The sequence below is a fragment of the Paenarthrobacter sp. Y-19 genome (assembly GCF_029223985.1).
GTDB classification, from domain to species: domain Bacteria; phylum Actinomycetota; class Actinomycetes; order Actinomycetales; family Micrococcaceae; genus Arthrobacter; species Arthrobacter nicotinovorans.
This window is the reverse complement of sequence record NZ_CP119414.1, coordinates 4,397,562-4,422,228: the sequence shown is the minus strand read 5'-3', so window position 1 is coordinate 4,422,228 and position 24,667 is coordinate 4,397,562. Positions and strand designations below refer to the sequence as shown.

20 protein-coding genes are annotated in these 24,667 nt (G+C 63.0%); 3 read left to right on the top strand and 17 right to left on the bottom strand.

What is annotated here, in order from left to right; genetic code table 11:
* The 7 genes from PYR64_RS20825 to PYR64_RS20795 form a co-directional block, all read right to left on the bottom strand.
* Positions 1-192, bottom strand: a complete 192-nt coding sequence (locus PYR64_RS20825) for a hypothetical protein (protein WP_018778971.1) — start codon at positions 190-192, stop codon at positions 1-3.
* Positions 193-283: 91 nt separating this feature from the next.
* Positions 284-460: a hypothetical protein gene (locus PYR64_RS20820; protein ID WP_018778972.1), complete on the bottom strand. Its 177-nt coding sequence runs from the start codon at positions 458-460 to the stop codon at positions 284-286.
* A 53-nt stretch (positions 461-513) separates the two neighbouring features.
* On the bottom strand, positions 514-660 hold the full coding sequence (locus PYR64_RS20815) for a hypothetical protein (RefSeq protein WP_018778973.1): 147 nt from the start codon (positions 658-660) through the stop codon (positions 514-516).
* Positions 661-882: 222 nt separating this feature from the next.
* Positions 883-2,778 (bottom strand): IucA/IucC family siderophore biosynthesis protein, encoded by a 1,896-nt coding sequence (locus tag PYR64_RS20810; protein ID WP_275777431.1) that lies wholly within the window; start codon positions 2,776-2,778, stop codon positions 883-885.
* Positions 2,775-3,365 (bottom strand): GNAT family N-acetyltransferase, encoded by a 591-nt coding sequence (locus tag PYR64_RS20805; RefSeq protein WP_079582630.1) that lies wholly within the window; start codon positions 3,363-3,365, stop codon positions 2,775-2,777. Before PYR64_RS20805 ends, PYR64_RS20810 begins: the two co-directional genes overlap by 4 nt.
* The gene (locus tag PYR64_RS20800; protein ID WP_275777428.1) at positions 3,362-4,705 is read right to left on the bottom strand and encodes a lysine N(6)-hydroxylase/L-ornithine N(5)-oxygenase family protein; all 1,344 of its coding nucleotides are present in this window, start codon (positions 4,703-4,705) and stop codon (positions 3,362-3,364) included. Before PYR64_RS20800 ends, PYR64_RS20805 begins: the two co-directional genes overlap by 4 nt.
* A complete protein-coding gene (locus PYR64_RS20795) occupies positions 4,702-6,264 on the bottom strand; it encodes an aspartate aminotransferase family protein (protein WP_275777426.1) in 1,563 nt (520 codons plus the stop codon). Before PYR64_RS20795 ends, PYR64_RS20800 begins: the two co-directional genes overlap by 4 nt.
* 288 nt (positions 6,265-6,552) lie before the next feature.
* Here PYR64_RS20795 and PYR64_RS20790 point away from each other — a divergent pair, with 288 nt between their 5' ends.
* Complete coding sequence (locus tag PYR64_RS20790; RefSeq protein ID WP_275777424.1) at positions 6,553-6,924, top strand: hypothetical protein; 372 nt, start codon at positions 6,553-6,555, stop codon at positions 6,922-6,924.
* A gap of 74 nt (positions 6,925-6,998) precedes the next feature.
* Here the strand turns inward: PYR64_RS20790 and PYR64_RS20785 are convergent, their stop codons facing one another.
* The 3 genes from PYR64_RS20785 to PYR64_RS20775 all read right to left on the bottom strand — a co-directional run bounded on the left by PYR64_RS20785 (position 6,999) and on the right by PYR64_RS20775 (position 16,124).
* Complete coding sequence (locus PYR64_RS20785) at positions 6,999-7,427, bottom strand: hypothetical protein (RefSeq protein WP_055977230.1); 429 nt, start codon at positions 7,425-7,427, stop codon at positions 6,999-7,001.
* Between the two features lie 92 nt (positions 7,428-7,519).
* Positions 7,520-14,212 (bottom strand): hypothetical protein, encoded by a 6,693-nt coding sequence (locus PYR64_RS20780; RefSeq protein ID WP_275777421.1) that lies wholly within the window; start codon positions 14,210-14,212, stop codon positions 7,520-7,522.
* A 277-nt stretch (positions 14,213-14,489) separates the two neighbouring features.
* The gene (locus PYR64_RS20775; RefSeq protein ID WP_026267329.1) at positions 14,490-16,124 is read right to left on the bottom strand and encodes a sigma-70 family RNA polymerase sigma factor; all 1,635 of its coding nucleotides are present in this window, start codon (positions 16,122-16,124) and stop codon (positions 14,490-14,492) included.
* 372 nt (positions 16,125-16,496) lie between these two features.
* Here PYR64_RS20775 and PYR64_RS20770 point away from each other — a divergent pair, with 372 nt between their 5' ends.
* Positions 16,497-16,898 carry a hypothetical protein gene (locus PYR64_RS20770; protein ID WP_155845952.1) on the top strand — a complete coding sequence of 134 codons (402 nt, stop codon included), beginning with the start codon at positions 16,497-16,499 and terminating at the stop codon, positions 16,896-16,898.
* Positions 16,899-16,908: 10 nt separating this feature from the next.
* On the opposite strand, the gene PYR64_RS20765 is transcribed toward PYR64_RS20770, so the two are convergent.
* Together PYR64_RS20765 and PYR64_RS20760 are read right to left on the bottom strand one after the other, a co-directional pair.
* On the bottom strand, positions 16,909-17,271 hold the full coding sequence (locus PYR64_RS20765) for a GNAT family N-acetyltransferase (protein ID WP_275777416.1): 363 nt from the start codon (positions 17,269-17,271) through the stop codon (positions 16,909-16,911).
* Positions 17,268-18,620 carry an acyltransferase gene (locus tag PYR64_RS20760; protein WP_055977222.1) on the bottom strand — a complete coding sequence of 451 codons (1,353 nt, stop codon included), beginning with the start codon at positions 18,618-18,620 and terminating at the stop codon, positions 17,268-17,270. The genes PYR64_RS20765 and PYR64_RS20760 overlap by 4 nt, the downstream gene beginning before the upstream one ends.
* A gap of 161 nt (positions 18,621-18,781) precedes the next feature.
* Here PYR64_RS20760 and PYR64_RS20755 point away from each other — a divergent pair, with 161 nt between their 5' ends.
* Positions 18,782-19,201 (top strand): VOC family protein, encoded by a 420-nt coding sequence (locus tag PYR64_RS20755; RefSeq protein WP_275777413.1) that lies wholly within the window; start codon positions 18,782-18,784, stop codon positions 19,199-19,201.
* Here PYR64_RS20755 and PYR64_RS20750 read toward each other — a convergent pair.
* The 5 genes from PYR64_RS20750 to PYR64_RS20730 all read right to left on the bottom strand — a co-directional run bounded on the left by PYR64_RS20750 (position 19,198) and on the right by PYR64_RS20730 (position 24,573).
* Complete coding sequence (locus PYR64_RS20750; protein ID WP_039239292.1) at positions 19,198-19,590, bottom strand: DUF1304 domain-containing protein; 393 nt, start codon at positions 19,588-19,590, stop codon at positions 19,198-19,200. The genes PYR64_RS20755 and PYR64_RS20750 overlap by 4 nt on opposite strands.
* A gap of 38 nt (positions 19,591-19,628) precedes the next feature.
* Positions 19,629-20,498 carry a class II fructose-bisphosphate aldolase gene (locus PYR64_RS20745; protein WP_275777410.1) on the bottom strand — a complete coding sequence of 290 codons (870 nt, stop codon included), beginning with the start codon at positions 20,496-20,498 and terminating at the stop codon, positions 19,629-19,631.
* Complete coding sequence (locus tag PYR64_RS20740) at positions 20,498-21,964, bottom strand: GntP family transporter (RefSeq protein WP_018778989.1); 1,467 nt, start codon at positions 21,962-21,964, stop codon at positions 20,498-20,500. Before PYR64_RS20740 ends, PYR64_RS20745 begins: the two co-directional genes overlap by 1 nt.
* 175 nt (positions 21,965-22,139) lie before the next feature.
* A complete protein-coding gene (locus PYR64_RS20735; RefSeq protein ID WP_275777408.1) occupies positions 22,140-23,042 on the bottom strand; it encodes an NAD(P)-dependent oxidoreductase in 903 nt (300 codons plus the stop codon).
* A 25-nt stretch (positions 23,043-23,067) separates the two neighbouring features.
* A complete protein-coding gene (locus tag PYR64_RS20730) occupies positions 23,068-24,573 on the bottom strand; it encodes a four-carbon acid sugar kinase family protein (RefSeq protein ID WP_275777406.1) in 1,506 nt (501 codons plus the stop codon).
* Positions 24,574-24,667 lie beyond the last annotated feature (94 nt).

Sequence of the window (24,667 nt, the reverse complement as noted above, 5' to 3'; positions counted from 1 at the left end):
TCAGCTGCGCTTTCTTAGGAGTCCGATGAAGATGCCCAGCACAACAAGCAAGATCATGCCAATAGCCAAGGTGAGGCCGAAAAGCACTGGCTGGTTTCCGGTTGCCGCGAGCATCGCGGTGAGACCGCCCATGATGGCAACCAATGCACCAAGTACGGCGATGAGCGGGATGAATGCCTTGCTTTGAGTCATTCGCGTCGTCACTCTTTCTGCAGATTGATGTTTGGACAATGCCTGTGGGGGCCGAATCACAATGCCCGGCCCCCACAAGTACTGTCATTTCCTAGGTGATGGCTACGCCGATGCCGATGCCGCCGGCGACAACGCCTGCAGCACCGACTCCGATCGCCACGCCGCCGAAGAATTCTCCCCAGTTCCAAGCCGCGTCAAGCGACTCCAAGGGTTCAATTCCGGCAACGAGGGCACTGAATTCGCTGTTCACATCAAGAGTGGTTTCCATTTCACCTCCCCATAGGCTTCATGTCTGACGGTCTGGAAGGTCAATCTCCTGTGTCAGGTGATCGCAACGCCGATGGCGATTCCGCCGTAAATCAGGCCGCCGCCAACAACTGCGCCTACGCCGATTCCGGCAACCCACTCGCCCCAGCCGGGTGCGTCGAGTTCATCAAGCTGCTCAATCTGAGCCAGTTGGTTCTCCATATTTTTTACCTCCCCCCAAAGAGATAGATGGTCGAACTAATCCATTCACTGGACAAAACTGAACCTAGCAAAATCCGGAGGGCACATCGTTCCCGGGTTTTGTCGCTGGGCCGTGTGACTTGCAGTGTTTGGCAACCCGTGAAATATTCTGCGGCCACAAGCGGATCCGAAGGTTTCCGAACCACTGCAGGCGGAAATTCGGGCCTCCAGGCCTCGGGATGCCTATGACCGTGATGGACCAGTGATTCCAGATTTTGCTGACAGCGAAACAGCATCCCCGTGTCTTCCCGCCAAGGGGTTGGTCAAGCGGCCGGCCATTTGCAGCCCTCCGGAAGGGTCCGAGATGTCAAGCATCTGCTGGTTGTTCCGGAGCTGGAGACGGTTGAGGCAGGACAGCTCGAAATCCGCCGCGAACAGGTCGTGCATGGCGAACTGGTCTGCAAGCTCCGGGTGGCGCTGTTGGTATTCGCGAAGCACGGAAGCCGCAGTCTCCCAGAATTCGTCCTCGGCCAGTGTCCCGTCCTCCACGAGAACCGCGGACAGGAAGCGGAAGATGCAGTCAAAGACGTCCGTGAAGATGGCCAGGACCATTTCCTCGGCAGGGATCTCGGCCTTGATGCGCGAGACTTCATCCGGCAGCTCCAGCCGGTCCCCCATGACAACGATTTCCTCGGCGATGTCCTTCATGATCGCCCGGACGGGCACGCCGTTTTCGAGGATCAGGATCACGTTCTCCCCGTGCGGCATGAAGGCGAGCTCGTACTCATAGAGACAGTGGACCAGCGGCACCAGGTAGGCCTCGAAGTAGCGGCGAAGCCATTCGGTGGGCGCCAGGCCGGACCGGGAAATCAGGGCCGAAACCACGGAGTTCCCGGACAAATCCACGTGCAGCAATGAAGCCATGGTGGCCAGCTGTTGCCCGTCCTTGAGCATCGGCAGCGGACTCTCCCTCCACAGGGCCGAGAGCATCTTGCGGTAGGGCGAACCCTTGGCGGAAGCCGCCTCGTAGTAGTGGTTGTGATAACCGATGGCAGCGGTTTCACGGATCATGGCCAGGCCCCGGCTCTGGAGCTCCTGGTCATTGCCGATCAGTTCCTGAAGCCAGTCGTTGATGGCCGGCGTTGCCTTCATGTACAGCGGAGACAGGCCACGCATGAAGCCCATGTTCAATACGGACATGGCCGTCTTCACGTACGCCTTCTCCGGTGAGGTGGTGTTGAAGAACGTACGGATGGACTGCTGCGCCTGGTAGTTGTCCTCCCCCGTACCCAGGTTCACGATGTGTCGCTGGGCGATTTCTGCCGCGAACGTCACGGTGAGCTTGTTGTCCCACTGCCACGGATGGACCGGCATGAGGAGATAGTCCTCGGGATCCAGGCCGGACGCGGATAGCTCTGCGTTGAACCACGCCAAGGTGGCCGGCCCGAGTTCAGCTTCGAAGTGTGTCCGGTAGTCCAGCCCCGCGCTCGAGGTGAAAACTGCCTTGCTGCGGTGCACTGCGATCCATTGAAGCTTGACGGTTGCCCCGGTTTCCGGCGCGAACGCATGGTAGTCCGCGATCCCGAAACCAAGCCGGCCGTTGTTGGCCACGAAACAGGGGTGGCCTTCGGTCATGCTGTGCTCAATGGCCTGGAAGTCAGCGGCCGGGTCGGTCCCGCCCGTGATGCCCGCTGCCAGCTCGGCCGAGCTGAACGGCTTGCCCTGCTTATACGCGTGGCTGGCCAGCGTGCTGCTGATCTCCTCGAGGTACACCGGCAGCATTTCCATCCGGATGGCCAGTGCCTCGTGAAACTCGGCGATGAAGTCCAAGGCGTCAATGGGCAACTCCCCGCCGTCGCGCAGGCGCACTATGGAGTCGGCGAAAACAGACCAGTGCTCAAGCTGCAGCAGCCGTGCACGGAAACGGTATTCGGTGGCGTCATCGTCGCTCATTACGCGGTAAAGCCCAATGCCGGCGCCTTCATCGCGAATAAGCTCCGGCACCAGGATGCGTTCGTGCGAGAACTCCGCGATTGCCTTGCGAACCAGATGGCGGTTTGCTGCCGCCCAGCGTTCAGGGGTCAAGTGCGACACGGAATCAACGGCGGTGGTCGTCGCTTTGTCGGCAGTGGTGGTCACAGGGATTCTCCTCTGGTCGCCGCGGCAGGCGCGGCCAGAATCGGGGTCAGGGTGGCGAGGAAATCCTCGCGGGCGCAGAAGCTCAACAGAGCCTTTTTGTGGTCTTCGGCAGGGTCGACGGCGGGCAGGGTCACCACGCCGCGCGGGCGGAAGCCCACCTTTTCGTTGAGGACATGGATCTTGTGGTTGCGGGCGTCAGGCTCGACGACGATCCGCCGGGTTGCGGGGTCCGCGAACAGTTCCGTCATCACGGACTGCATAACGGCCGTGGTGTAGCCCGGTTGCGGCTCACCGACCGGCGGCGACACCAGCAGGTGCATGCCAACATCGCCGGGCTGGACGTCGTAAACGTCCGCCAGCGGCGAGGACTCCGGACGGTACCGCTCCATCAGGAAGGCGGGGACGCCGTCGTCGAGTCCCAGGAACGCTTGGTGGTGACCGGAGGCGGCGATCTTTGAGTATTCCTCCACAACGTCCTGCTCAGTGGCCGAAACCATTCCCCAGAAGCGGGCATACTCCTGGCTCACCCAGCTGTGAAGGACAGGTGCGTCGGCTACGGGGTCCACAGCGCGGAAGGTGAAGCTCATGCCGTCACCCCGGCGTTCTCCGGGACGCCGGCCGGCACGGGAGCGGGCGCTCCAAACTGCTGGAAGGCGATGCTGCGCTCGATCGGGTAGACCTCGCGTCCGGTAATTTCGCGCAGGATGCAGGAGTTGCGGTAGGCGGCCATGCCAAGGTCCGGAGTCACGAAACCGTGAGTGTGGAGCTCCGCGTTCTGGACGAAGATCTCGCCGGGTTCGACGCCGGTTCCATAGTTGCGCTCGACGTCGAAGCGGCCCTTGGAGTCGCGGCGGATGCGGTCGTGGATGCCGCCCAGGAAGGCAGGTTCCTTGTAGCTGTAGCCGGTCGCCAGGACCACGGCTTCGGACTCGAGGCTGTAGTCGCGGCCGTGTTCCTCGTGGTGCAGCTGGAGGGTGTGGGTGCCCGTCGCCGCGTCCCACGCCGCTGCGGTCAGTGTCGAATGGGTGTGCAGCTGCGAGTCCACCATGCCGGAGAGGCTCTTGGTGTAGAGGAGGTCGTAGATGTCGTCGATCAGGTCCGAGTTGATGCCCTTGTACAGGTTCTTCTGGCTCTTGATCAGTGAATCGCGCTGCTCGCCCGGCAGCGAGTGGAAGTAGTCGACGTACTCCGGAGACGTCATCTCGAGCGTGAGCTTGGTGTACTCCAGCGGGAAGAAGCGCCCGGAGCGGGTGACCCAGTTCAGCTGGTAGCCGTAGACGTCGATTTCCTGAAGGAGTTCGTAGTAGAGCTCCGCAGCGCTCTGGCCGCTGCCCACGATGGTGATGCTGCGCTTGGACTGCAGCTCACTCTTCCTCGACAGGTAGTCGGCGTTGTGGAGGACGAGTCCCCCGGCGTGCACTATTCCTGCACAGGAGTCCGGAATGTACGGGGACGTTCCGGTGCCAAGGACCAGTCGACGGGCGCGAAGCACCTCAGCGCCATCCGGTCCCTGCACCGAAAGGCGGTACACGCCGTCGTCGTAGCTGATATCCAGCACATCCGTGCTAAAACGAACGGACTCAAGCTGGCCCGCGACCCACTGGCAGTACTGGTTGTACTCGGCGCGCAACGGGTAGAAATTCTCCCGGATGTAGAAGCGGTACAAACGGCCCGTCTGCTTCAGGAAGTTCAGGAAAGAGAAAGGCGACGTCGGGTCGGCAAGGGTGACAAGGTCCGCCATGAAAGGAACCTGCAAGTGCGCCGGCTCAAGCATCATGCCAGGGTGCCAGTCGAAGGACTCACGGCGGTCCAGGAACACGCAGTCCAAGTCTTCCAGCGGCTCGCTCAGCGCGGCCAGCCCCAGGTTGAAGGGCCCGACGCCGATGCCTGCGACGTCGTAGATCCTGCCGTTGTCAGGGGTGCTCATGCTGCTTCCTCCGTGGTGTTTGCGAGGAGGCTGGCGCCGGTCCTGCGGATCAGTTCGATGATTTCGTGGATGTCCCCCATGCTGGCTTCTGCGTTGAGGAGGGTGAATTTCAGGTAGTGGCGTCCGGCGACCTTGGTTCCGGCAACGACAGCCTCACCCGAGGCGAAGATGGCTGCACGGATGGCTGGGTTGAGGATGTCTGCCGCGTCTTCGGCCAGTCGTGAACCCTCAACCTCGGGGCGGTACCGGAACACTAGGGTGCTCAGCTGCGGTGCTGCCGCGAGCTCGAATTCAGGGTCGTCAGCCAGCAGCATGCCCACGCGGCCCGTCAGGTCAATGGCCTCGTCGAAGAGCGCACCAATGGCGTCCGCGCCCATGATGCGCAGCGTGAGCCATAGCTTCAGGGCATCGAAACGGCGTGTGGTCTGGATGCTCTTGTCCACCTGGTTGGGGATCTCGGCCTTCGCGGCGCTCTCAGGGTTGAGGTAGTCCGCGTAGTAGGTGACGTGGCCAAGCATGGAACCGTTACGGACCAGGACTGCACTGGAGCTGACCGGCTGGAAGAAGGTCTTATGGAAGTCCACAGTGACGGAATCGGCCAGGTGGATACCGTCCAAAAGGTGCCGGTAACGCCCGGAAACGATCAGGCCTCCGCCGTAGGCCGCATCGACATGCAGCCAGGAATCGTAGGCGCGGACCAATGCGGCGAGCTCGGAGAGCGGGTCAACCGAGCCGAAGTCCGTGGTCCCGGCGGTGGCCACGACGGCCATGGGTACCAGACCGGCGTCGTGAGCTTCCGCCAAAGCGGCCGCAAGCGCGGCGGGGTCCATGCGGTGGTCTTCGGCAGTAGGAACCGCGATGACGGCGTCGAAACCGAGGCCCAGCATGGAAGCCGACTTCTGGATGCTGAAGTGGCTGTCCGCGGAGGTGAAGATCCGCAGCCGGTCCAAAAGGTGCGGCAGGCGGGCGTCCCCGTTCGCGGCCCGCAGCTTGGAGACGGCGTGGTTGCGGGCGATCAGCAAGGCCTGGAAATTGGACTGGCTGCCACCTGAGGTGAAGACGCCATCGGCCTCCGCGTTGAAGCCGATGCGCTCAGTGGTCCAATCGATAAGGCGGCGCTCGATCATGGTGGCGCCCGCGCTCTGGTCCCAGGTGTCCATGGAAGAGTTCACGGCCGAGAGCACTGCTTCACCCACCAAGGCGGGGATGACCACGGGGCAGTTCAAGTGCGCTGCGTAGCGGGAGTCGTGGAAGTAGACAGCGTCCTTGAGGTAAAGCTCATCGAGTTCCTCAAGGGCGGCAGCGGTGTCAGGCAACGGACGCTCAAGGTCAACCGCGCCGACCTTCGCTTTGAGATCTGCATGCCCCACACCAGTGAAGGGCCGGGCGGTCCGTTGGACCTTGGTGGAGACGGCGTTGACTCCCTGAAGCACCTGCGCCACGTAGCTGGGCGAATTGCGGGCGTTGAACAGCTGGTTTGTGGCAGCGAGGGCCAGCTCCACCTTGGAACCAAAATCCGGTTCCTGAGCGATCCGCTCTTCGACACTGGGTGACGTCACGTCAGCTTCCTTCCGTTTGCGTTGGGGCGCTTGTTAGCAAGGTAAGCCTTACTTAGGTAAGCCTTTCCGTCAAACTTTTGTGACCTATTTCGCTCGGAAGGCGGTTTCTGGGTCCATAACTGCAAGATCGCTCCGTCATTGACTTTTACGGACGGGGTTTTGCGTGGAGAATACGGCCGCTTTCGGCGGAGACGGCGGGTATTTAGGTCCTTCAAGAGCCGGTACCCCAACCTCGGATCTACGGGGAGTAGAGTGCAGGAACAAGGACATTCCGCGGTTGGGGGACCCATGAAAGACCACGTTCACGAGCGGATCGGTTTCCGCGAAATCGACGAGCATGGCAATGCCGTACAGGCAGTCAGCCCGCATGTTCCGGAGACAGCAGGCCCGCCGCCCAGGCGCCTGTCCGTGAACCCCTTCATCATCGCCCTCTGGGTTCTTGACGCAGGCTTGCTGTGGGTGGGGATCTGGGCCATTGCCACCGCCGCCGCGGCCTTGGTCGGGCCCGCTCCGGCGACGTATCAATCTGCCTCAACGGCCCAGTTCACGTACATGATGTTGTCGAACGCTCCCTACGCGCTCCTGGGCGGCGTTCTTCTCACGGCAGGGCTTCTCTTTTGGCATGCCATCCAGTGGCAAAAAAAGCGGCCAACCGGGTAGTGGATACCTGGTTGGCCGCTTCTCCAAAGGAACAGCGGTCCCGGCTGCTTGAGACCGGCTGCTGGAGCCGCGCGCTAGAGCACCGTAGCCCCGAGGACGCACTTGACGTCCACCCCTGGCTTGGAGACTTCTGCGTTGATGGTCCAGTCGAGAGCTTTGTCTGCTGCGGCATCCTTGAAGGTCTGCTCTCCACGGGCAAGCACGGCAGAAGTCTTTGAATCCACCCAGCTGACGGTGATCTTGACTGCTCCTTTGGCACGGGCCGGAGGAGTCACCGTCCCTTTGGCCGTCACCTTCCCGGGCGCCGTGTCACAGGAGGTCATGGAGGTTGCCTCGATGATGCCAGTGCCCGGGTTCGCCGGCTTTGCCTCGCCTGTGGTGGCGGCTTGGGTTGTGGTCGACGACGGCGGATTGCCCGCTTCGCTGCTTTGCGGCGAAGAGCAAGCGGACAGTGCCGAGACTGCAACCAGCACGCCCACGAGGCCCGCGACTGATTTCTTCATGTGATGGCTACCTGGATCTTTCGTGATGTGTAAATGAACGGACGTGTGCGTGGCAGCCGGGCTGTGAACCCGGCTGCCACGCACACTGCTACCTAGGCCTCGGAACGCTTGCGGCGCCCAGCGAGGAACAGGAAGAGACCCGCGCCAACCACCAGAAGGCTGATGGGCAGCACGGTGAGAACGACACCAGTGCTGGCCAGCGACCCTCCGGACTGATCCGACGCCGACGCCGACGGCGCGGCCGGCGGGACGGTCGGCGGGAAGGTCACTTCAGCCGTTGCAGGTGGCGTGCTCACCGGCGGTCCCGCGGGCGGAATGCCGGTGGCAGTTGCCGTGTTGGCCACCTTGCCTGCGTTGATATCCGCCTGCGTGATGGCGTACGTCGCCGTAGCCGTCACCGTCTGGCCGGGGAGCAGGACTCCCGCATCACCGGGCCAGGCGTAGTTCAAGGCAGACAGACCAGGCATGGAGTCGTTGACCACAACGCCCTTCAGCGGAACGTTTCCGGTGTTCTTCACCGTGAACGTGTAAGTGATCAGATCACCCACATGGGTGGGATCACCTACCGCAGAAGCGTCAGCCGTCTTGGTGAACTCCAAACCTGCCGCCGGGGTCAACGGAGTGTCCGTGGTACCCGGAGGAGGCGTCACCGAGGGACCGGTAGGAGGAGTTCCCGTGGTGGTGGCCGAGTTGGCGACGTGACCGGCATTGATGTCCGCCTGGGTGATGGCATACGTTGCCGTAGCCGTCACCGTTTGACCCGGAAGAAGGGTTCCTGCTGCACCGGGCCACGTGTAGCTCAGCGCAGAGAGTCCAGCCAGGGGGTCGTCGATGGAGACGTTGGTCAACGTGACGTTCCCTGTGTTCTTCGCCGTGAAGGTGTAAGTGATCAGGTCACCGACCTTGGAAGGCGAGTGAACAGCGGAGGCGTCAGCCGTCTTGGTGAACTCCATGCCCGGAGCCGGGGTCAACGGAGTGTCCGTTTCACCCGGAGGCGGCGTTACCGGCGGACCAACGGGAGGAGTGCCCGTGGTCGTGGCCGAGTTGGCGACGTGGCCGGCGTCGATGTCCGCCTGGGTGATGGCGTACGTTGCCGTAGCCGTCACTGTCTCACCGGGAAGCAGGGTTCCTGCTGCACCGGGCCAGCTGTACGTCAAAGCCGAGAGGCCAGCCAGGGGATCATCAATGACCACATTCTTCAACGTGACGTTGCCGGTGTTCTTCGCCGTGAAGGTGTAAGTGATCAGGTCACCGGCCTTCGACAGGTCATGAACTGCGGAATCATCGGCAGACTTGGTGAACTCCATTGCCGGAGCCGGGGTCAACGGGGTATCCGTCGTTCCCGGAGGAGGCGTCACCGGAGGACCGGACGGAGGAGTACCGGTGGTGGTAGCGCTGTTCGCGACGTGGCCTGCATCAATGTCGGACTGCGTGATGGCGTACGTTGCCGTAGCCGTCACTGTCTGACCCGGAAGCAGCTCACCCGCGGTGCCCGGCCAGTTGTAGCTCAGAGCCGACAACCCAGCCAGCTGATCCGTGATGGTCACGTTCTTCAACGTGACGTTGCCCGTGTTCTTCGCCGTGAATGCGTACTTGACGATGTCACCCACCTTGGTGGGGTTCTGGACCCCCGAGGCGTCCGCCGTCTTGGTGAACTCCATCGCCGGAGCCGGGGTCAACGGGGTGTCCGTCGTTCCCGGAGGGGGCGTGACCGGAGGACCGGACGGCGGAGTGCCCGTCGTCGTGGCGCTGTTGGCGACATGGCCGGCGTCGATATCCGCCTGCGTCACCGCGTAGGTTGCCGTAGCCGTCACCGTCTCACCGGGCAGCAGGATTCCTGCAGCACCGGGCCAGGTGTACGTCAACGCCGACAAGCCAGCCAACGGATCCGTGATTGCCACGTTCTTCAGCGTGACGTTGCCACTGTTCTTCGCCGTGAACGTGTAAGTGATCACGTCGCCCACTTCGGCGGGGTTCTGAACAGCCGAGGCATCCGCCGACTTGGTGAACTCCATCGCCGGAGCAGGGGTCAACGGGGTATCCGTCGTTCCCGGAGGAGGCGTCACCGGAGGACCGGTGGGAGGAGTACCAGTAGTGGTGGCCGAGTTCGCAACGTGGCCCGCCTCGATATCCGCCTGCGTCACCGCGTACGTTGCCGTAGCCGTCACGGTCTGGCCCGGAAGCAACTCGCCGGGAGTTCCCGGCCAGGAGTAGACCAAAGCCGAGAGACCAGCCAACTGATCCGTGATGGTCACGTTCTTCAGCGTGACGTTGCCCGTGTTCTTCGCGGAGAAGGAATACGTGATCACGTCGCCCACCTTGGTGGGGTTCTGGATTGCCGAGGCATCCGCCGTCTTGGTGAACTCCATGCCCGGCTCGGGGGTCAACGGAGTGTCCGTCGTTCCCGGAGGAGGCGTGACCGGAGGACCGGACGGCGGAGTACCAGTGGTGGTGGCGCTGTTGGCGACATGGCCGGCGTCGATATCCGACTGGGTGATGGCATACGTTGCCGTAGCCTTGACGGTCTGGCCCGGAAGCAGCTCGCCCGGAGTACCCGGCCAAACGTAGTTCAGGGCGGACAACCCAGCCAAGGGATCCGTGATGGAAACGTTGCTCAGGTTCACGTTGCCGGTGTTCTTCGCCGTGAAGGTATACGTGATCACGTCACCGACCATGGAAGGATCCTTGACGGCCGACGTATCAGCTGACTTGGTGAACTGCATGGCCGGAGCCGGGGTCAACGGAGTGTCCGTCGTTCCCGGAGGAGGCGTCACCGGAGGACCAACAGGCGGGGTGCCCGTCGTCGTGGCCGAGTTCACCACATGACCTGCATTGATGTCAGCCTGGGTAATGGCATACGTTGCCGTAGCCGTCACCGTCTGACCCGGAAGCAGCTCGCCCGGAGTGCCCGGCCAAACGTAGCTCAGGGCAGACAACCCAGCCAACGGGTCAGTGATGGAAACGTTCTTCAACGTGACGTTGCCGGTGTTCTTGGCCGTGAACGTGTAGGTGATGATGTCACCCACAACCGACGGATCCTGGATCGCCGAGGAGTCAGCAGACTTGGTGAACTCCATCGCCGGAGCCGGGGTCAACGGGGTGTCCGTCGTTCCCGGAGGAGGCGTGACCGGAGGACCGGACGGCGGAGTACCAGTGGTGGTGGCGCTGTTGGCGACATGGCCGGCGTCGATATCCGCCTGCGTGATGGCGTACGTTGCCGTAGCCGTGACGGTCTGGCCCGGGAGCAACTCGCCGGGAGTTCCCGGCCAGGTGTAAGCCAGAGCCGACAGACCAGCCAGCGGGTCAGTGATGGAAACGTTGCTCAACTTCACGTTGCCGGTGTTCTTCGCCGTGAAGGTGTAGATGATGCGGTCACCTACTACGGACGGGTTCTGGATACCGGAGGCGTCCGCCGTCTTGGTGAACTCCATTGCCGGAGCCGGGGTCAACGGGGTGTCCGTCGTTCCCGGAGGAGGCGTGACCGGAGGACCGGACGGCGGAGTACCAGTGGTGGTGGCGCTGTTGGCGACATGACCGGCGTCGATATCAGCCTGGGTGATTGCATACGTTGCCGTAGCCGTGACGGTCTGGCCCGGAAGCAACTCACCGGCAGTACCCGGCCAGGTGTAAGCCAAAGCTGACAGACCAGCCAGCGGGTCAGTGATGGAAACGTTGCTCAACTTCACGTTGCCCGTGTTCTTGGCCGTGAACGTGTAGGTGATGATGTCACCTACAACAGAAGGGTTCTGGATGCCGGAGGCATCCGCCGACTTGGTGAACTCCATCGCCGGAGCCGGGGTCAACGGGGTATCCGTCGTTCCCGGAGGGGGCGTGACCGGAGGACCGGACGGAGGAGTGCCCGTCGTCGTGGCGCTGTTGGCGACATGGCCGGCGTCGATATCCGCCTGCGTCACCGCGTACGTTGCCGTAGCCGTCACGGTCTGGCCCGGAAGCAGTTCACCCGGGGTGCCCGGCCAGTTGTATGCCAGGGCAGACAAACCAGGCAGCGGATCCGAGATGGAGACGTTCTTCAACGTGACGTTGCCCGTGTTCTTCGCGGAGAAGGAGTACGTGATCACGTCACCCACCTTGGTGGGGTTCTGAACAGCTGAGGAGTCAGCCGACTTGGTGAACTCCATGGCCGGAGCCGGGGTCAACGGAGTGTCCGTCGTTCCCGGAGGAGGCGTCACCGGAGGACCGGACGGAGGAGTGCCCGTCGTCGTGGCGCTGTTAGCCACGTGACCGGCGTCGATATCCGCCTGGGTGATGGCATACGTTGCCGTAGCCGTCACCGTCTGACCGGGAAGCAGTTCACCTGAAGTGCCCGGCCAGGTGTAAGCCAAAGCCGAAAGACCAGCCAGCGGATCCGTGATTGAGACGTTGCTCAGCTTCACATTGCCGGTGTTCTTCGCCGTGAACGTGTAGGTGATCTTGTCGCCAACTACCGAAGGCGACTGGACCTCGGATGCGTCCGCCGTCTTGGTGAACTCCATGGCCGGGCCAGGAGTCAGCGGTGTATCGGTGCCCGCAGGGGGCGGGGTCACAGCAGGACCGGTGGGAGGGGTACCGGTGGTGGTTGCCGTGTTCGCAACGTGACCGGCGTCGATATCCGACTGGGTGATTGCATAAGTCGCCGTAGCCGTGACGGTCTGGCCCGGGAGCAACTCGCCTGGAGTGCCCGGCCAGGAGTAAACCAGAGCCGACAGGCCAGCCAGCGGGTCATTGATGGAAACGTTGCTCAACTTCACGTTGCCGGTGTTCTTCGCCGTGAAGGTGTAGGTGATGATGTCGCCGACGACGGACGGGTTCTGAATGTCGGATGCATCGGCCGACTTGCTGAATTCCATGGCGGGGCCAGGAGTCAGCGGAGTGTCGGTGGTGCCGGGCGGCGGGATGACGGGCGGACCGGTCGGAGGATTACCCGAGGTGGTGGCCGAGTTGGCTACGTGTCCTGCGTCGATGTCCGCCTGCGTAATGGAGTAGGTTGCCATCGCGGTGACGGTCTCGCCCGGAAGCAGAGTACCCGGGGTGCCGGGCCAGCTGTACGTCAGGGTGGAGAGGCCAGCCAGCGGATCGGTGATGACAACATCCGTCAACGCCACATTTCCGGTGTTGGTAGCCGTGAACGTGTAGGTGATCTTGTCGCCCACTACAGCCGGCGACTGAATCCCGGACGCTTCCGCGCTCTTGGTGAACGTCATCGAAGGAGCCGACTGCGCGGTGTTGGTCAGCACGCAGTCAATGTCGGCGCCGGCCACAGGTACGAGCGCCAGGGTTCCCTCAAATGCAACGCCGCTTGGCAGATTGGCCTGCAGTCCGTTGGCATCTGTACAGGTGATGGTCTTCGCGTAATCGGACAAGTTGGAGCCACCCGACTCGGTCAGGTAGTAGCTGGCACCAGTGTCAGCGACGTACTTCCCCGTGGTGCCGGTTCCGGTGGAAACGGTGGAGCCGGAACCACTGGTGGTGGAGTTGGCGGGGTTGCTGACAACCTGGCCGGTGGCAGAGCCCGAACGGATCTCCATGGTGAACTGATCAGCATCAGACAGTCGCGGAGCGTCCAGGGCCTTGCTCAAGGTAATCCGGGGGGCACGCACAATGAGTGTCGCGTCTGCCGGCGGGTTCAGGTTGGTGACGATGTTTCCCGGACCGTTGATGTACGTTCCTTCGGTATCCGATGTGACGTCGACCGTGATGGTGCATGACTCCATGCCGGCCGCGAGGTCGCCGCCGGTGACAGAGATGGAATTGCCGCCGGCGACCGCCGTCTTGACGAACGGCGCAGTGCCCGCAGCCTGAACACAGGTCCCGCCAATATTGGGGGTAGCTGCGACAACCAGCCCGGCCGGAAGGGTATCCGTAATGGACCAGTCGCTCTTGGCCTTGACGTCGTCAGTGTTGGTTACGGTCAGGGTAACCGTGGAGGTTCCACCCGGCCCGATGAGGGCAGGCGTGAAAGCTTTGTCCAGCTGCGGCGTTACATCCACGATCTGGGGAAGGTCGAAGGTCACATCGTTGCCCGACCCGGTGGTTGCTTCGTTGCGAAGCTCCAAGCCCAACGACGGCGAGGTGCCCTCGGGAATCTTGAACGCGCCGGACTGCAGCTTGGTGACCTGGACTTCCGGCGAGGTGCTGCCGCCGCAGGGGTCGAGACCCGTCCCCAGCACGATCGGTGTGCCGTTGACCAGGAGGCTGAAAGTCTCGCTGGCGTGCGCCGCGTGGCAGTTAACCTCCGCAAAGTACGCCGAGACAGCGTAGTAGTGGCCGGATACGGCTGGGATGGAATTCTTTGTCGTCCGGAACATCACGCCGGGATCGATCACGCCGGAGCTTGCGTTGGTGTACTCGGAGAGAGCCTGGTTGCTGGCGGCTTGGGCAGCAGTTTGGCCCTGAGCCAGGCCAAGCGCCTGAGCCATGGACCGGATCTGGTTCCAGCCTGCCGGTTGGTTCCTGTAGCAACCCAGGTCGGTTGGCGGCGTTGGTGTTGAAGAGTTGAGGATCCATCCGTCGCACTGCCCGCCGGCGGGCGTATACGGGGTATCGGCCGTGTACGTCTCATTGGCGGCGGCGGCGCCTCCGGTGTAGTTCAGGAGGCTGATGGCATTACTTGTCGCGTTCTGGTTGGAGAAATCCTCCGTGTAGACCGGCGTCCCTGGCTGGGTGACGCCTGGGGTTCCCGGCGTGGTTGCCAGGGCTGGCGGCGCCATGGCACCACCCACTCCCAGGGAAATTATGGCTGTAGCGAGCGCACCCGCCAACAGCTTTCTTGGATATGAATGTTTCATTGGCTCTCTTGCCTGTCTGGACCACGCCTGGGATCCGGTCGAGCTTGGAATCCTCGCGTGATGGCTGTGAAATGCGGAAGGCTACTCCCAGTTGCCTTGTGCGCTTCCATAACCATTCGTGACGCAGAAAAGCGCCAGATTTTCCTGACAGCACCAGGGCATAGAGCACCCAACTTCTTAGTGGGCGAAACTCACGAATCGTGACGCGAAATCAGCAAGAATTTTTTCAAGCCGCCAAGAACAGCCCTTTCGGGCGCCTTAATGACTTTCGGGCGCCTTAATGAAAGGTATTGGTGAACGTCTTCGGCACGATTCCTTGCCCGCTGAACTGGTAGTCCAGGGTTCCGCTCTCCGCACCGTCCGGCAGGGTCACGGCGACGACAAAGGTCAACTGCTGCGGGTCCAGCGTGGCTGTGGTGCAGCGGATCCGGCGAGCCTCGGATGCGCTGCACTCCCAGCCCTCCGGCACCACCGTCTTCCCTGCTATGAAAGTAGCGTCCGCCGGCAGGGCAAAGACCACTTCTCCGGATGTCGGCGAACCATCCCCGGCCAGGGAAAACTGGACGCCAAGGTCGCGTTCAAGGGGGCTTGGTCCCTGGCTGGCCGAGAACGTCGCCTCAACCGTTTGCGTCAAGGGTGCCGCCGAAGCGGTGGCCTGCGGCGCCGTCGTCGAATAGATGACGCCCGGGTCTACCACAACAGCGCGCCTTCCCGACGGCTCTTCCGGCGGAATCACGACGGCGGGAGGTTGACTGGGGGCCAAAGATGGCACAGCCGTTGGGGCAACGACAGGGAGGAGGGGCGGCTCCACAATGGCACTGGGTTCAGGCGACGCACTGCTGCTCGGAACCGGGGCCGGCGCCGTTTCCTCGGCCGTCGGAATACTGGCAGGAGATTCTGCAACAACTACAGAAGCGGGACCGGGTTCGGGTTGCAGGAACCAGGTGATGACCCCCGCCAGAGCTGCGGCACCCACCACCATGGCCGCCGGGATTTTCCAGGATTGGCTGACTCCGTGAAGGCCAACGACGGCGGCCTTGCCGCCGCCCGCTGCGACACCGCCTCCCGCTGCGACACCGGCGCCTGGCCACCCGACCGCTGCGGCAGCTGCCGGGGTAAAGGCAACGCCCGCAACCAAGGGGAAAAGGATGGCACGCATGCCGCCCTGGACGTCATTGAGTTCCATCAACAACGCGGTGCACTTGGCGCAGTCTTCCAGGTGGGCACCCACTTTTTCCTTTGACGTGCGTTTGAGGGCGTTGCGCACATACTTGCCGAGCTGGCTGGCAAATTCGTCGCAGGCCTGGTCAACGCTGCGGCTGATGTGGTGTTGCAGGTAGGCCTGACGCAAACCTTCCCTGGCCCGGATGGCCAAGGATGAGACGCCGTTCGGCGTGAGACCCACCAGTGGCGCAACAGCAGCCGGCTTCAATCCCTCGATATCAAGGTGGAAGAGAACAGCCTGCCAACGTTCCGGCAGCGATTTGAAGGCATTGGCCATGATGCTCGTCTCAAGATCGCCAACCACGGGATCGTCATCATGGACGGCCGCGTCCAGGATGGCGTCGTCCGCGGCGGTTTGCGTGAGCCTGGCTTTTCGGTTGCGTTCATGCGCCGTACGCCGCACCACCGTCAGGAGGTAGGAACGGAAAAACTCCTTGGGGCCTTTGCCGTCCTTCAAGGACTGGAAGATGGTGGCAAAGGCCTCTGCGACGACATCATCGGCGTCGCTGGGGTTGTCGGACTGTGTGCGCGCGACGTAGTGGGCGATCTGAACGTGCCGCTTGTAGAGGGTGTCAAAGGCGTCCGTGACGCCTTGGCGGACAAGGTTCAGGATATGGGGATCGCTGTCATTTTCGGCAGCCAAAGTTGGGGACGCCCCACCGGCCCCGGACACTAATACTTGATCCATAAACAATAGTGTGACACCAGATTGCATCTTGACTTGAATCACAGGTTACTTAGGACTATAGGGGCGAAAAGTTTCGTCGAATAAGCGACATAAAACTGTTCCCGCCACCACTAATCAGGCATGAAGTTTTACAACTCCGGCGAAGTGCGACGAGTAGCGCGTTTCAAAGGGCGGTCGTCATTGTCGAGGGCGGTCCGGAGTGTCTCCGCGGGCACCGCAATCCACTCGCGAAGTGCGAAAACACCGTTTTCGCACTTCCGGCATCACGGCAACCGGCCGCTGGTTGCGCAAGCGAAATGCATCACATTGGTCCACGGCGCTGACAAGTGCACGGCCGTCCCCGGTGAGACGGTGATCTTCACGGCATGGATCATGAACGACTCCACGTGCCATCTTCGTAACATTCGACTTATTCCGCGGTCCTTCACCAACGAGGCCATGGAGCCCCTGGTTTATACCTCCAGCCCGGACCGTCGCCATCTGTCAGTCGGCTCCCTGGCCCCGGGCGAAGGCGTCATGCGGAGTTTCTCCTACCGCGTCACGGAGTCGGACCATGTCCACGGCGGCAGCCTGGTAAGTGCCATGCAGGTCAGGGCGTGGTGCCGCGGCCAGGAAGTTGTTGATGAACACGACGCCATCGTGGCGCTCTCGGATGCGCGGCTGGATTGGCTTCCACGGTCATCGCGACCAGGCCTGGGCTACTGGGCTTCAGCAACGGTCACGTCAGTCTCGCCGCGACGAAGGCCGCATTCGCCGAGAGGGCGGACCGACTGACCCGGCGCGGTCAGTTGTTGTCAGGCTCCGCGTCAACCGTAGGCTTTTCTTTCGGCCAGTCGACGTCCTGTTCATATCCCTCGTGCCTTTTCAGGTAACCGGCAATGAACGGGCAATGCGGAATGATGCGCTTCCCCGACGCCACGACGTCATCCAGGGCGAAGTGTGCCAGAACGTTCGCCAGTCCTTGGCCCTTGAATTGGGGTTTCGTCTCCGTGTGGATGAAGTCGATGTGACCGGGCCTGTCCAGGAACTGTGAAATCACCGCCAACTCCCCGTCTACGTGCAACTCGTAGCGGTGGAACTTGTCGTTGCGCAATGTAGTAACGCCGGGGCGGAACGACTCGGCCAGTGAATTCGTATTCTCGGTCATGGTTCGAGATTGGCACGTAAATCGTGTGCTGGCAACGTGGCCGGGGTCGCCTGCGGCGCTTCCGCAGGTTCTGCCTCCGCCGCCGGGGGGACCGGCGTCGGAACCCTGCCCAAAAGCAGGACGGACAGCGCGAAGCACGCCGCTCCCCCACCCAGCAACGCGAGCGTCAGTCCGTTGAAGGCGGCGTCCGCCACTGGGATAAAGACCACGACGGCGGCCGTCACCACGGCGGCCCGCCCCGGGCCTCGAGCATGGCTTGCTGCCATGGGACGATCCTCAAGCCGGCCGAAAAGCATCGTCACCGGGACGAGCAGTGCAACCACAGCGATGAAGACGGGAATGCGGGCCCACCACCACTCTGCGGTCTCGGCGACCGGCCTGGGCACGTCGGTGAGCAACAACAAACCGGCCATGCCAACCAGGAGGGGGAGATGCCATAGATAAACGGTCATGGAGCGGCGTCCCGCCACAGCGATCCCGGCACGGATCCACCGGACGTCAGCGAGCCACCGCAGCCCTGGACCCAGCAGTTGCAGGGTGGCTGTCTGGGAAATGCCCAGCAGAAGCAGGCACAAGTTGGGCGGGTTGATGTTCACCACCATGTTCCCCGGATACACAGCGACTCCGGTGACAAGTCCCAGGAGGAGATTGCTGCAGATGATGGCGCCCACCAGCCAGGTGCGGCTCCGGTGTTCGAAGAAGCCGTCGGCCTTGAAGAATCCCAGCTGCTGCACGGCGCACCATACGAAAATCATGTTGGTAAACGCCAGCACGGGAATGGCGCCGCGGAGGGAATCGACGGCGATGATGAAGGCCACCAGAACCCCGAAAGTCAGCAGCGGTGCACGTTCATGGAATCTTGCCAAGAGGGGGATGCTCAGCTGGGCCGTGAGGTACGCGGCGAGGAACCACAACGGCATCGCAGCTCCGGCAGTCATCAGCTGGATGACTTGCGGATGGACACCCAGCAGCAGCGCGATCCACAACCCTCCCCACATGACGGCGAGCAGAGCCATGGCGGGACGCACCAATCGCAGGAGGCGCAGCTGGGCGAAGTCGAATCCTGTCCCGCCGGCCGTTCTCAACCGCCGCCACGACTGGAGGCCGGTAACACCGCCAAGGACAAAGAAGAGCGGAACGATCATCAGGACCCAGAGCACAGGCGTGAACCAGGCTTGCTCCATGAGGACGTTCCGGGTCTCGACTGTCCCATCCTTGTGCAAAACGGGGCTCACCATCATGCAGTGGGCTGCGACCACCAGCAGCAGGCACGTGAATCGGACAAGGTCGATCACCGGATCCCTCTGCGCAGCCGTTGGACTGACCGCAGGAAACGCCTCCCGCTCCATGGCTCTCCCTACCGGGCCGGCACCTGCGTGCTGACTCCCAGTGTGCTGACTCCATTGTCCGCCTCGCGGAGCAGCGGAGCCAGCAGGGTGGCTTCCGCCCTGTCCACATGGTCGCATTCCATGTCTGGACGGGACGCCGAAACAACGGCAGGATCAGACGCATGACTACGTCCATTTTCGTGAATCTTCCTGTCAGCGACCTCGAGGCATCCAAGGCTTTCTACACAGCACTTGGCTACACGATCAACCCGAACTTCACCGACGAAACCGCGGCATGCGTGGTTTTCAGCGACACGATCTACACAATGCTGCTTACGCACGACAAGTTCAGCCAGTTCACCAAGCAGCCCATCGCGGATACCAGGAATTCGACGGCGGCCATCGTCGCCATTTCGGCCGACAGCCGGGAAGACGTGGATGCTTTGGCGGGCAAAGCCCTGGAAGCCGGCGGCTCAGAAACCTATGACCCGCAGGATCTCGGTTTCATGTACAGCCGGGCCTTCAGGGACCTCGACGGCCACCACTGGGAAGTGCTGTGGATGGACGACGCCGCAGCCCAGACAGGGCCGCCGGAACACTAGCCCAGCGTTACGGCCAGGATTCCAAGCACGACGGCGAGCAGCGGCGTCGTGCCTTGGATGGTCGCTGCCCGGAGGTACTTCTTACCGCTCGCCACGAGGACCAGAGACGCAAGAAGCATCGAGCCACAGCTGCTGAAGACGAGGGTCCAACCGACCTGGGGTGCACCCATGGCCACTGCGACAATCCCGACCAATGCACCGATGGCGAGGAAGAGGTTGTAGAAGCCCTGGTTGTACGCCATGGACTTGGTGGTATCCGCTTCGGCCTGGGACGTGATGCTGAATGTCTTCCACGTAGCGGGCTTGGTCCAGGTGATGGACTCCATGGTGAAGATGTAGACGTGAAGAAGGGCGGCAATCGTCGCGAAAATCAGGGAGGCCAGGATCATGGTCTGATCCTAGCCTCCCCGTGTTCCTGCGCTGGGCGTCAGGCGCTGAGCAACTCAAGCGTGGCGCCGGCAAAGGATGCTGCCGAGCCGTTCCACCGGACCAGCAATCCCTGGAGATTCTCGCCGTCTGCCCGGTACGCCGCTGTTTCCGACTCCAACGTGGCCAGGATCCCGGTCCGCAGCTCCGTGTTGAAGTTCACTTTGCCTACCTGCATTCCGGAAGCTTTGGCAAGCTCACTGGCCGGGATTCCGGAGGCGCCGTGGAGCACCAGAGGGACCTCTGTCCGTGCAGCGACATCCTGCAACACATCCCACCGGATGTTGGGCTCACCCGTGTACTTGCCGTGGACGTTTCCCACGGCAACAGCGAGCAATTGCGCACCCGTTTGCTCCACGAAGCCGGCCACCTGCTCCGGGTCGGTGAGACCGGGGACGGAAGCACCGGCGTCGGGCGTTGATGACCCGAACGCGCGGTCCTCGTCGCCTGCCAGTCCGCCCAACTCCGCTTCGATCACGACGCCGGCATGGCCCGCCGCGTCCAGCGCGGCACGGACCTCGCGGACCAGGCGGATGTTGTCCTTGAGCGGCTTGGATGAGCCATCGGCCAGGACGGCATCAGCTCCGGCAGCCACGGCTTCCAGGATGACGTTCAGATCCGAAGCATGGTCCAGCTGGACGGACACCGGGACGCTCGCGGAGTCCGCCAGGCCCCGGAGGGCAGTGATGAGCCGCAGGCCGTTGGCGGTGGACGCGGTTTTCGGCGCCACCAACAGGATTACGCCAAGGCGGGCCTCCTCCGCAGCTGACACGACGGCGAGCGCGGTGGTGAAGTCGTAGCAGGTGAAGGCTGGAACAGCGGAGCCGGTGGCCAACGCGGAATTGACCAGGTGGTCGAGTTTCGTGCGCATCAGTGGGCCAGGCCTCCTACCAGGATCCAGGCAACGTACGTCAGGACGAAGCCGGCCAGGCCCAGGATGGTGGTCAGGACGGTCCAGGTCTTGAGGCCGTCGGAGACCGTGAGGCCGTAGTAACGGATCACGGTCCAGAAGCCGGCATCGGTCACGTGGGACAGGCCGAGCGCGCCGAAACCGATGGCAATCACGATCACTGCGATCTGCGCCGGCGAGTAGCCGCCTTCCATGACCGCTGAGGTGAGCAGGCCCGTCGTCGTGACGATTGCAACCGTCGCCGAACCCTGTGCGGCGCGCAAGGCCAGCGAGATGATGAAGCCGAGCACGATCACGGGCAGGCCGAGGCTGTCCAAGGTGTGGGAGAGCGCGGCTCCGATGCCGGAAGTGCGGAGGACTTCACCGAAGACGCCACCGGCAGCAACCACCATCAGGATGGAAGCGATGGGCGGCAGGGCACCCTCGAAAATCTCACCTGTTTCCTTGAGGGACCAGTTGCGGCGGACAGCCAGCAGGAAGAACGACAACGCAACGGCGACGAGGAGGGCGAAGAACGGATTGCCGATGAACGAAGCCACGCCGTACCAGTAGTTGTCCTTGGCGATGGTCAGTGTGCCGACGGTGCCGAGAAGGATCTGCACGATGGGCGCTGCGATCAGGAACATGATCAGGCCCGGACGCGGCGGGGCGATTGCGCGGGCACCCGGACCGTCATGGCCCACGTGGACCAGGGAATCGGAACCGAATTCCTCAACCTGCTGCTTCACGCCGGGGAGGAGTTCGTAGTCCTTGCGGTTCATGATGCTGGCAACCCAGTAGGACAGGAAGCCCAAGGGAATGCAGATGATCAGGGAGATCATAGTGATCAGGCCGATGTCGGCACCGAATACGCCGGCGCCGGCAACGATGCCCGGGTGCGGCGGAACAGCCACATGGATGGACAGCATGATTCCAGCCATGGGCAGGCCGAACTTGATGGGGTGGACCTTGGCGATTTTGGCGAAGGCGTAAACGATCGGAACGAGGACGATCACTCCCACCTCGAAGAACACCGGAATCGCGACCAGGAAGCCGACGGCCGTCAACGCGACGGCAACGCGCTTGGCACCGAGCTTCTCCGTGAAGTGCGTGGCCAAGGACTGCACGCCGCCGGAGACCTCGATCATGCGGCCAAGGATGGCGCCGAGGGCAATCAACAAGGCGACCTTGCCCATGGTGCTTCCAACACCGTTGGTCACCACCGTGAAGATGTCCTTGAGCGGAATCTGCGCGGCCACGCCCACCAGGATGCTGACGGCGAGCAAGGCAACGAATGCCTGGATCTTGAAGCGGATGATCAGGACCAGCAGCAAGGCGATGCCTGCCGCGGCGATGGTCAGCAGAAGCGGTGTTCCCAGCTCCACTGCGGGTTTGATGGCAGGGGCATCGGCGGCCCCGGCCATGAGGGAGTTGACGAGGGGGTTCATTGGGGCGGTGTCTCCTTTGACAAACCGGTGCGCACAGCAGACCGGCGGGAGGTGGCGGCGACGACGAAGGGGGGATCGCCGTCGTCGCGCGTTCTGGGGTGGGTGGAGTTTTTGTACAGCTAATGACCTTTAGGGCGCCCCATGAGGGCGTTAGGTGTACAAAAACTCCCAGGGGTTAAGCGGTGCGCTTGGCGGGCGCTACTACCTTGATGACGGCGGAGTCATCAGCGGCGGCGAGGCCCTGGGCCTGGCCGAGCAGGTAGAGCTGCTCGGCGGCAGCGGCAACGGGTGCGGCGAGTCCGGCGGCCCGGGTTGCCTTGCCTACGATGCCCATGTCCTTGACGAAAATGTCCAGGCGGCTGAGGACCTCGGCGCCGTCTTCCGTGTAGGCCTCGAGGATGCGCGGGCCACGGTTCGAGAGCATGAAGGAACCGGCGGCTCCGGCTTCGAGGGCAGCGAGGGTCTTAGCCTGGTCGAGGCCGAGGGCGTCCGCGAGGGCCATGGCCTCGGCGGCAGCAGCGATGTGGACTCCGCAGAGCAACTGGTTGACGGTCTTCAGGGCTTGGCCGTCGCCGGGCTTGTCGCCCACGATGCTCAGTGTGGAGGCCAGCAGCTCCAAGGCAGGGCGCGCCTTCTCCAGCGCCTCCGGGTCGGCTCCGACCACGATCAATAGATCGCCTTCACCGGCACGCTTGGGGCCTCCGGACAGCGGAGCGTCAACCAGCGAAACACCGTACTCGGCCAGCTTGGCGACCGTCGCCGGGATGGCTTCAGTTCCCACCGTGCTGCCCAGGATGACCACGGCGCCCGGCTTCAGAACGGCAGCGACACCGTTTTCGCCAAACAGGACGTCGTTGAGCTGCTCACCGTTGCGGACGGCGAGCAGCAGCGCATCTGCGTCCTGCGAAGCTTCGCGGGCCGAGGCGAAGGTCTTGATACCGGCCGCGGCGGCGAGTTCCAGACGGGGCTCGGCAATGTCGAAGCCGTGCACGGTCAGCTCGGACGCGAGCCGGGTTGCCATGGGCAGGCCCATGGCGCCGAGGCCCAGGACGGTGACGGTGTAGTTGCTGCTGGTCATGGTGTTCTCCATTGAATTTTGGCTGTTAGAAGGTTGCGCTGAGCTTGCGGGTGACCTGGGTCAGGGATTGGTCGTCGCCCACGTTGCCGGCGAAGACGATGTACGGGATGCCTTTTGCAGGGCCGTCCACCGGCTCCCACAGGGAGACGATGCCCGGGAGCATGGGGCCGCGGACTATCGCGTGGCGGATTTCCAGGCCATGGGCGGCCACGTCCGAGGATGTGATGCCGCCCTTGGCGATGACGAAGCGCGGCGGGAAACTCTTGAGCGTGCGGTTCACGACAGCCACGACGGCGGCGGAGACGGTGCGGGCGATCTTCAGGCTGGCTGCGGCGTCGTCGGTCTTGATGAGCAGGCGGCTGGTGTGGACGATCACGTCACCGCTGCGGAGGGCATCCACGACGTCGGCCACTACCGTTCCGATGTACGCTTCGGCTTCTGCTTCGCCCTGGGTTTTGGTGCCGGCAATGAGCTTCTCGACGTCGATTTCGATGGTCCTCGCCGAGCTGTGCTGTGCCGTGAGGTCGTTGAGTTGCCGCGTGGTGACGCCCACGTGGGAACCCACGACGATCAAGCCTCCGGCTGTGGAGGGAGTGTTGCCTGCAAAGGCCTCTTCGGAGGTCAGCGCGGTGCGGATCTCCTGGCCGATGCGTCCACGGACGAAAGGCGGACCCACGCGGTAGAGGAGCTTCTTGCCGCGGCGTTCTGCTTCCTCCAGGCCCAGAGCAAGGGCGCGGAAGTCGTTCTCGGTGACGATATCGGCCACGATCGGGGTGGAGTTGGTGGCGGATTCCAGGGCGTCTGCGATGGCCTTCGCGGAGATGGTGGGGTCCTGGGCGGAAGCACCGGCGCGGATGATGTTCAGGTCCAGGACGATCACGTCGCTGGCGGGGAACCGCCCCTGCGACTTCTCCTCCACATACTTGGCCATCTCTGAGTTGGCGAAGCCGAAGCTCGCGTCCTTGGCGAACTCCGTCTCGGCAACGGGGGTGAGGGAACCGGCATCGCCCCGCATGTAGTGCACACCGCCGATGGTGACGCGACCGGCGTCGGGGAACGCGGGGACGATTACCACGCCGTCGGTGGTTTCGCCGGTTTCAGCAGCCACGGTGGCGGCGATGACGTCCGGCTCCAGCGGGTAGTGGCCGCGGAGGGTGGAGTCGCTCCGGCTGACGAAACCCAGGCGCAGTCCGTCGGCAGAAGCGGCTGCCGCGAGCGCATTCCGGACGATTTCCTCGTTGCGGGCTGCGGCTTCTGCGGGGTCCAGGCTACGGGTGTTGGTCAGCACATAGACGGCGGGCTTGGTCTGGTTGTCACGGATGTGGGCGAAGGCCCAGGTGAAGTCAGCGACATCCCAGCTGGTCAGCACTGCGAGATCTGCCACGGATTGGGTGCCTGTGGGGTCGTCGTCGAGGACCACCAGGACGCGGGGGCTGCTTGCCGAGGACGCGGCAACGGCATCGGCCACGAGCTGAGCAGGAATCTGGACTTCCGCCGGGAAAGCGGCCAGAACGTCGGCTTCAAGGGTCACTGTTCACTCCATCGTGGGAAATCTTTGCTGCGGTTTGTGAATGTAAGATGTCAGACATCTAACATTTGAATTAGTGTGACACAACGCTCCCGGC